Consider the following 452-nt stretch of genomic DNA (forward strand, 5'->3'; position numbering starts at 1 on the left):
GATCCGTGTCGAACCCCGAATCCAGACCTTCGTCCTCCTCGACCTGCACCTCGTCGTCCACGACGTCAGCCATACCGAAGTATGACATGGCGCTTTTCATCAAACCTGCCATGGCTTCCCACTCCTTCTAGCACTTGACTCGTATTCCACCGACACTGTTTGTCAGCGTAGGAAGTCCGGGATGTCCAGGTAGCCTGGATCCGAGGGCCTGGGCTCATCATCTGCCGGCTTGTCCTGCCGCTGGGGCTCGTCCTGGGGCGGCTGCCAGATCTGGGGTTCCGGATTGGAATCATCCTGATCGTCGGGCTGCCTGTAATCCTGCTCCTGTGATTCCCCGTCCGCAGCGGGCTCTTCGGAGTCAGCCAGTCCATCGGATTCGCGCTCCAACTGGGCCGCTTTCTGCGCGTTCGGATCGAACCCTGCGGCGATGACCGTGACACGCACTTCGTCCC

Annotated in this window: 1 pseudogene; it reads right to left on the reverse strand. The window is 60.8% G+C overall.

Annotated features, from left to right (window positions below):
- Nucleotides 1–162 precede the first annotated feature (162 nt).
- Nucleotides 163–452, reverse strand: a pseudogene (locus CRD60_RS08890) (hypothetical protein); the annotation flags it as partial.

This window comes from Bifidobacterium aemilianum (assembly GCF_003315635.1).
Classification (GTDB): Bacteria; Actinomycetota; Actinomycetes; order Actinomycetales; family Bifidobacteriaceae; genus Bifidobacterium; species Bifidobacterium aemilianum.